Genomic DNA, 1,076 nt, shown 5'->3' on the forward strand with positions numbered 1-1,076 from the left:
CAACGTTCGAGTATTTGCGAAGGCAGGGAATTCATTGATTGTCCAGCCCGGTACAGATGCTCATTTGAAAATATGTTGTTGAAGTTATGAACTAAAGCTGGAAATTGAACGTCGAGTTGAAACCGGTGCTGATGCTTGCACATAGCTGATGTTACATTGTCAAGCCCTGCTTTTGCAAATATTTTTGTTGTAGGCAGGGGAATCAAACATTTTTTAAGTTCGATATTATATTATATGTAAACCACCCGTCCAACCCTTTAAATATTTGCGGTTTCGCACTTGCTCCGTCTTTTTGAAGTCCAATGCCGTCTGAATATTGTGTCATTGAAATTAGTTTAGCATAAGGAATTTTAATACTTTTTGACGCAGAAGCAAAGTAGATATTTTTATTTGTCAGGGCAAACATGCCATTCGCAATTAATGTCATTTGTGTTGTTGTAACTGGATTGCCTTTGAATTGTCCAGTTCGATAATAAACTCCTTTTGCAATCTTAATGCTAATTCCTTGGCTTTTCCCTTCAAATGTAGTTTTACTTCTCTGCTCATAAAACTCTACGGTCTGAAAAATCCAAATGAGAGTTTCTCCTTTGTCTAATAGAAATGGAGAATTGCCCGAGATATTCAATCTATTCTCTGGTAATTTCCCTTGAGAAATATCCTTGAGTATTAGTCCCTTTGCAACTTTTTCAAAAGAACCATTTTTATTAAGAAGGTTCTGGTCAAGGTCGAAATATTTTTTATAGTTAGAAATTTTCTCTTCTTCTTCCTTAGAAATAATTCCATCGTCAAGAAAGGTTTCTACTGCTTTGTCAAATCCTAAAGTGTATAACTCATTCAACTCAGTCTGATTGATAAATCCAGTCTTTGCAATGGCTGCAACTTCATTGCTAAGATTGGAAAAGTCAGATGTCGAGGTAATTGATTTGCTTATTTCATTAGGAATAGAAATCAGTGCATTTGAATGAGCAAGCTCACATTCTTTATGAACGCTTCTCAAAAAGCCTGCTGGTTGTCCGCAAAATTTACAAGTCATATTTTTTCAAAGTGTTAGTGTTGGTCACGCCTTGCCTACAACG

At 36.0% G+C, this 1,076-nt stretch carries 2 protein-coding genes; both read right to left on the reverse strand.

Annotated elements, in window-relative coordinates:
- Nucleotides 1-206, reverse strand: a 206-nt coding sequence (locus EO766_RS18220) for a hypothetical protein (RefSeq protein WP_287101808.1), incomplete at its 3' end; no start/stop codon positions are given.
- The gene (locus EO766_RS18225; protein WP_074419105.1) at nt 203-1,033 is read right to left on the reverse strand and encodes a hypothetical protein; all 831 of its coding nucleotides are present in this window, start codon (nt 1,031-1,033) and stop codon (nt 203-205) included. The genes EO766_RS18225 and EO766_RS18220, both read right to left, overlap by 4 nt.
- Nucleotides 1,034-1,076 lie beyond the last annotated feature (43 nt).

Origin of the sequence: Hydrotalea sp. AMD (genome assembly GCF_004100315.1) — a bacterium.
In the GTDB taxonomy this organism is placed as follows: Bacteria; Bacteroidota; Bacteroidia; order Chitinophagales; family Chitinophagaceae; genus Hydrotalea; species Hydrotalea flava.